At 61.4% G+C, this 6,089-nt stretch carries 4 protein-coding genes and 1 pseudogene; 3 read left to right on the top strand and 2 right to left on the bottom strand.

Translation table 11 applies throughout. The features are described 5' to 3' along the window. Positions 1 to 1,022 (bottom strand): IS21 family transposase (gene istA, locus ACEPP2_RS12680; protein ID WP_395516811.1); only part of this gene is annotated, 1,022 nt, incomplete at its 3' end. 113 nt (positions 1,023 to 1,135) lie between these two features. Here istA and ACEPP2_RS12675 point away from each other — a divergent pair. Beyond that, positions 1,136 to 2,173, top strand: a pseudogene (locus tag ACEPP2_RS12675) (porin). 84 nt (positions 2,174 to 2,257) lie between these two features. Here the strand turns inward: ACEPP2_RS12675 and ACEPP2_RS12670 are convergent. Continuing rightward, entirely contained in the window at positions 2,258 to 4,363 is a 2,106-nt protein-coding gene (locus ACEPP2_RS12670) for a lytic transglycosylase domain-containing protein (protein ID WP_395516810.1), read from the bottom strand. 226 nt (positions 4,364 to 4,589) lie between these two features. On the opposite strand from ACEPP2_RS12670, the gene dapA reads away from it, so the two are divergent. Then, positions 4,590 to 5,474, top strand: coding sequence for a 4-hydroxy-tetrahydrodipicolinate synthase (gene dapA, locus ACEPP2_RS12665; protein WP_395516809.1), 885 nt, complete (start codon positions 4,590 to 4,592; stop codon positions 5,472 to 5,474). A gap of 104 nt (positions 5,475 to 5,578) precedes the next feature. After that, positions 5,579 to 6,055, top strand: a complete 477-nt coding sequence (gene smpB, locus ACEPP2_RS12660) for an SsrA-binding protein SmpB (RefSeq protein ID WP_395516808.1) — start codon at positions 5,579 to 5,581, stop codon at positions 6,053 to 6,055. The last annotated feature ends 34 nt before the right edge of the window (positions 6,056 to 6,089 follow it).

Here is a 6,089-nt window from a genome sequence, read left to right as displayed (position 1 = left end):
CCGACAGCCGTTGAGAGGACCGAGTATTTGTTGTTGTCGAAACGGACCGTGCAGGTCTTGGACACCGAGGCCGGCACGCAGTGAAAGCCGTCGAACGACCCAACATAGGGGACGAGACTGCTGCGTTCAGCCTCGAACATCTGCCAGATCGTCTGGTCGTTCTGTTCCGGATGGTTGTGCGCTTTGGCATAGGCGACACATTTATCGAGGAGCCAGACGTTCAATTCCTCAAGGCTCTTGACCCTCAGGCGCGGCGTGAAGAAGCGTTCGCGCACCAGGCCAACCTGGTTCTCGACCTGGCCCTTCTCCCAACCAGACGCCGGGGTGCAGGCGACAGGCTGAACAAGGTAGTGGCTGCACATCTGCAGGAAGCGGCGATTGTATAGCCGCTCCTTGCCGACGAACACGGCCTCCACTGCCGTCTTCATGTTGTCGTAGATGCCGCGTGTGCAGGTGCCACGGAAGAAGGCGAACGCCTTGTCGTGGGCGTCGAACACCATTTCCTGGCTCTCGCGCATATAGGCGCGGGCAAACATCATGCGGCTGTGGCAGAGCCGGACATGGGCGACCTTCACGGTCGTCGTCGTGCCGTTGATCAGCACGATCTCGTGGCTCCAGTCGAACTGGTAGGCTTCGCCGGGTGCATAGTAGAGCGGCACATAGGCCTGCGCCGTCACTGAGCCACGGTTCTTCGCCCAACCCTTGGCGTAACGGCGGATCGCATCATAGCTGCCGTCGTATCCGAGCGCCCGAAGCTCCTCGTAAATCCGGATCAGCGTCAGCCGTTCGCGCGATGGCCTGCCTTCATTCGTCGCAAGAAACCGTTCGATCTCGGCCTTCCAGACGCCTGTCTTCGGCAAAGGTTGCCGCTCACGCTCGTAGGAGAAGTCGGTCTCGTCGGTGCGCAATATCTTGCGGACCGTGTTGCGGGAAACATGCAGTTCGCGGGCGATCTTCTTCATCGACCAGCCTTGAACATGAAAGGCCCGCCGGACGCGCGCAATCGTATCCACTCGCTTCAACTCCCTCTCCATCCGCCGTCAAAAGACGGATGGTCAGATAAATCCGAAGGGGGTCAAAATTGGACGCCGATTACCCCGCTAATGGGGTCAATTTTGCACGCCGAAACACATTCATGACAATTAAGAGCCTTCTTCTTGGCTCCGCTGCGGCCCTCGCAGCAGTCTCCGGCGCACAGGCTGCCGATGCCATTATCGCTGCCGAGCCAGAGCCCATGGAATACGTACGCGTCTGCGATGCGTTCGGCACTGGTTATTTCTATATCCCTGGCACCGAAACCTGCCTTAAGATCGGTGGCTATATCCGCTTCCAGGTTGATTTCGGTGAAGGTGCTCACGACGGCAATGGTGACGACTGGGACGCATGGACCCGCGGTCGCGTAACCTTCACGTCGAAGTCCGACACAGAACTCGGCGAACTGACCGGCTTCATCGCCTTGCACGGCGATGCCCCGCGCGACATCGGCACAGGGGCTACAGACTTTTACATTGAGGAAGTCTACCTGCAGCTTGGTGGTTTCAAGGCCGGTACCTACCTGAACTGGTGGGATGCCAACGATCTTCCGGGTGAACTCGATGCTCTGGGCTCCAACCGCCTGACCTCGATTGCTTATACCTATACCGGCGACGCGTTCACTGCCGGCATTCAGCTTGACGAGCTTTCCGATGAAGAACTGGTAGGCTTCGATATCGACGGCGCCGTCGTGACCGGCGGTGGCCAGAACTTCGGTATTGAAGCTCTCGTTCAGGCCACTCTGGGCCCGGCCGCACTCGAGGTTCTGGGCTCCTATGACTTCGGCAACGAAGATGGTGCGGTGCGTGCCATTGCTTCAGCTGATCTCGGTCCCGGCACCTTCTACCTCGCTGGCGTGTACTCGTCCGGCTAAAACGTCTACTATGGTGGAGCACAGTGGACTGTCGCCGCGGCATATTCCTGGAAGGCTACCGAGAAGTTGGAAGTCATTCCGGAGTTCCAGTATTTCTGGGATACAGAACTTGATGTCGCTGGTGATTTCACCGGCGAAGACTTCTGGGCTGCGGGTGTGACCGTCAATTATGCGATCACTGAAGGCCTTACCTCGAAGGTCGCCGTCGCTTACGACGACTCTGCGGAAGACTGGCTCGGTTTGGTTCGTCTGCAGCGCGATTTCTGATCGCTGCCAACTATGCCTAAGAAAGAAGAGCCCGGGATATGCCGGGCTCTTTGTATATGAGTAAGGTGAAGCTCAAGTCGAGTATCAGTTCTCGGCCAGGCTGACGTCGGTGGTCTGCGCCGTGGCATCCGGAGATGGCCGTCCGTCGCGCAGGTCCGCGACAATGTCCGTCGCCTGTCCCAGCCGCGCCTTGTAGACTTGGTAGTTCTCCATGATCCGTTGAACGTAGTTGCGGGTCTCGGGGAAGGGGATGCGCTCGATCCAGTCGATCACCTCGTCAATCGGCTTCCCGCGCGGGTCGCCGTAGCGCGCGATCCATTCGCCAACGCGGCGCGGTCCGGCATTATAGGCGATGAAGGTGAGGATATAGGATCCGCCGAAGGAGTCGATCTGTTCGCCGAGATAGTGGGCGCCCAGGGTGGCATTGAAGCCGGGGTCGCTTGTCAGCTTTTCGGGTGCATAGGGCAGTCCGTGCCGCTTGGCCACAGCCTTCGCAGTGCTCGGTAGCAACTGCAGCAGGCCCCGTGCATTGGCGGGCGACACGGCTGTCGGATTGAAGGCGCTTTCCTGCCGGGCAATCGAATAGGCAAGCGCCTTGCCGGAACCCGAAATGTTGGCGCCGGCGGGAATGGCGCCGGTCGGAAAGGCAAGGGCCGCGACATCCCGTCCCTCGTAGAAGGCGGATTTGCCGATCTGGAGCGCCAGGCTGTGGTCTTTCCTGCGTTCGGCCCGCTCGGCGAGCAGGGCGAGCTCTCCCGGGCTTTCGATGTGCCGGGCCAGCGCCTGCAGCAGTGCTGCCGTGCGTTTTTCATGGCCGGCAGCCTCCAGCCGGTCGAGGGCTGCAACTGGCGCTCGCTGCGCGAAATTCCGGCGGTCGTTCTCGGTGGGCGAGGGCGGATGCACGGAAAGGGCCGCCATGTTCAGACGTGCGGCGGCGAGTTGGCCGTAGAAGCTCCCGGTATGGGCTGCCGCGCTGCGGAAATGCGCTTCGGCCTCCGCGGATTGCGCTGCCTCGGCGGCGCGACCCAGCCAGTAGAAGGCGCGCGAAGCCGAGATCGGCCTGCTGGAGGCCTCCAGGATGCGCCGGAAATGGCCTGCGGCCTTCTGCGGATCGTTCAGGTTGCGAAGCGCATACCACCCCGCATGGAACTCGGCATCGGCAATGTCCGTCGGCTGCGTTGCAGCATGCGCGGAAACGATCGCATAGGCGGCCTTGTAGTCTCCCTGGTCCGCGAGCCCGCGGGCGATGATGCGCTGCTCGTCCCACCACTCGGACGTATTGATCAGCCGCGACGAATCCCGCGGCGCCTTTGCAAGCAGCGCAGCCGCCTCGCGATACTTGTCCTTGCGCCGGAGCGCCTCGATCTGAAGGAACAGGAATGCCGGATCGTCTTTCCACGAAGGGTCCACCGCCTTCAGCAGTGCCTCGGCGTTGCGCGCCCCGTTGATCCGGGCAGCCCAGGCCTTGTAGAGCGATTGCGCCTCGCCGAGTTGCGAGAAGCGTTTGGCTTGGCTGACGCGGCCCCGATACATGAGATAATCCATCCGCGCCTTGTGGTCGTTAACCGTCAGGGTGGAGGCGAATTCCTTGAGGATGCGGTTCTCGAGGGCCGTGTACAGGGCCTCGGATGTCCAGAGGCGACGGAGCGTTGCAGCCGCCTCATCCTTCCCCAGATCCTTCTGCGCCTTTGCCAGCAGGTAGAGCCCTTCGGCGGTCTTCGGTTCGGCATCGCTGAATGCCGCCATCACCTTGTCAGCGTCTGGGTTCTCGCGAAAGAGCGCGCGCTCGTAGCGCAGGCGCAGATCGTCCAGCCCCGGCCAGTCCTTCAGCTCCTGGCGTGCTGCTTCGATTTGCTTCGACGAGACGGAGGCAAGACCGGACATGGCGAGTGCCCAGGTGAGCGCCTGGCGCTCGACCGAGCCCTCCGGCAGGCTGTCACGCACGACGAACGCCCGCTTCGCATCATCGTCGGACAATGCGTCGAGGCCGGCTTTCAGGACTGGAGCCGGGGCAAGCCTGCTGCCTCGTGACGGTGTCATGACATTCAGCGCCATCGGAAAGGCTACGGTAGCGCTGGCCGGTTTGGCATAGGGAAGGGGTGCCGGACCCTTGGGAAGGGGATCGGCCATGGCGCCGGGTCCTGAAAGACCGAGACCGATGGCGGTCAGCAACAGGGCAGGCTTCTTCATGCGGCGACTCGCGACAAGAAAGCGATTCCTCTTATTACATTAGCTGCTTCGTAGATTAACGAAAGCTTACCAGCATCATTGAAACTGCGCCGCTTTGGCGCCGCGGTTCACCATCAGAAATCGCGTCAGCATCCGCTTGTCGTCGCATTCCCACCGCTCTATTGTGCGCCACCTTAGTCACGGAATGCGGCCGAAGCGTGAACTGCCGGCCGGTGGGAGCTTATGCATGTTCAAGGGATCGATGCCCGCACTCGTCACTCCTTTCACGGCAGAGGGTGCGGTGGATGAAGCCGCCTTTGCCGATCATGTCGAGTGGCAGATCGCCGAGGGCAGCAGCGGTCTGGTGCCGGTTGGCACGACCGGCGAATCTCCGACCCTTTCCCATGCCGAACATAAGCGGGTCGTCGAACTCTGCATCGAGGTTGCGGCGGGGCGCGTTCCCGTCATTGCAGGCGCGGGATCGAACAACACCCGCGAAGCGATCGAGCTTGCAACCCATGCGGAACAGGCAGGGGCGGACGCGCTTCTGGTAGTTACACCCTATTATAACAAGCCTACCCAGAAGGGCCTCTTCGCCCATTTTTCGGCCGTCGCCGAGGCTGTGAAGCTGCCGATCTTCATCTACAACATTCCCGGCCGATCGGTAATCGACATGTCGCCGGAAACCATGGGCGCTCTCGCAAAGGCCCACAAGAACATCGCAGGGGTCAAGGATGCGACCGGCAAGCTGGAGCGTGTCTCCGAACAGCGGATCACCTGTGGCAAGGACTTCATCCAACTTTCCGGCGAAGACGCGACGGCGCTCGGCTTCAACGCCCATGGCGGCGTCGGATGCATTTCGGTGACGGCAAACGTAGCGCCGCGCCTCTGTGCCGACTTCCAGGCGGCGACGCTTGCGGGTGATTACGCCAAGGCGCTGGATTACCAGGACAGGCTGATGCCGTTGCACAAGGCGATCTTCCTGGAGCCGGGCGTTTGCGGCGCCAAGTACGGATTGTGGCGGACGCGAGGCCTGAGCCGGGCGGTGCGTTCGCCTCTCATGTCTTCGCTGGAGGCATCGACTGAGGGTGCTATCGACGCCGCCCTTCGCCACGCGGGCCTGCTCAACTAGTCAGGCTGCTTCACTTTCGCTTCCGTCCGCATTACATGACGCATAGCTCCGAGGGATGCCCTCCTCCGGAGCAAGGACAGCAGCGAAAGGCATGGTAAGGACAGATGGCCCCCAAAGGCAGCCAGAGGACGGTGAACAAGATTGTCGCGGAAAACCGCAAGGCCCGCTTCAACTATGAGATCTTGGACACCTATGAAGCCGGCCTCGTTCTGACCGGGACCGAGGTCAAGTCCCTGCGCGAGGGCAAGGCGAACATCGCCGAATCCTACGCGTCCGACGAGGGCGACGAGATTTGGCTGATCAATTCACATCTGCCGGAATATCTGCAGGCAAACCGCTTCAACCATGAGCCTCGCCGACGTCGCAAGCTGCTTCTCAGCAAGCGCGAGATCAGCCGCCTGCGGGCCGGGATCAACCGCGAAGGCATGACCCTCGTGCCGCTGAAGATCTATTTCAACGACCGTGGCAGGGCCAAGCTGGAACTGGCGCTCGCCAAGGGCAAGAAGCTCCACGACAAGCGCGAGACGGAGAAGGAACGCGACTGGAACCGCCAGAAGAGCCGGCTGCTGAAGGATAATTGAAATCGCAGGATGGTCGCGCGGCTCGTCCAGGTGA

The sequence above is a fragment of the Pseudorhizobium flavum genome, assembly GCF_044142885.1.
Lineage (GTDB): Bacteria > Pseudomonadota > Alphaproteobacteria > Rhizobiales > Rhizobiaceae > Neorhizobium > Neorhizobium flavum.
The sequence above is the reverse complement of the archived record's forward strand: the minus strand, read 5'-3'. Positions and strand labels throughout refer to the sequence as shown.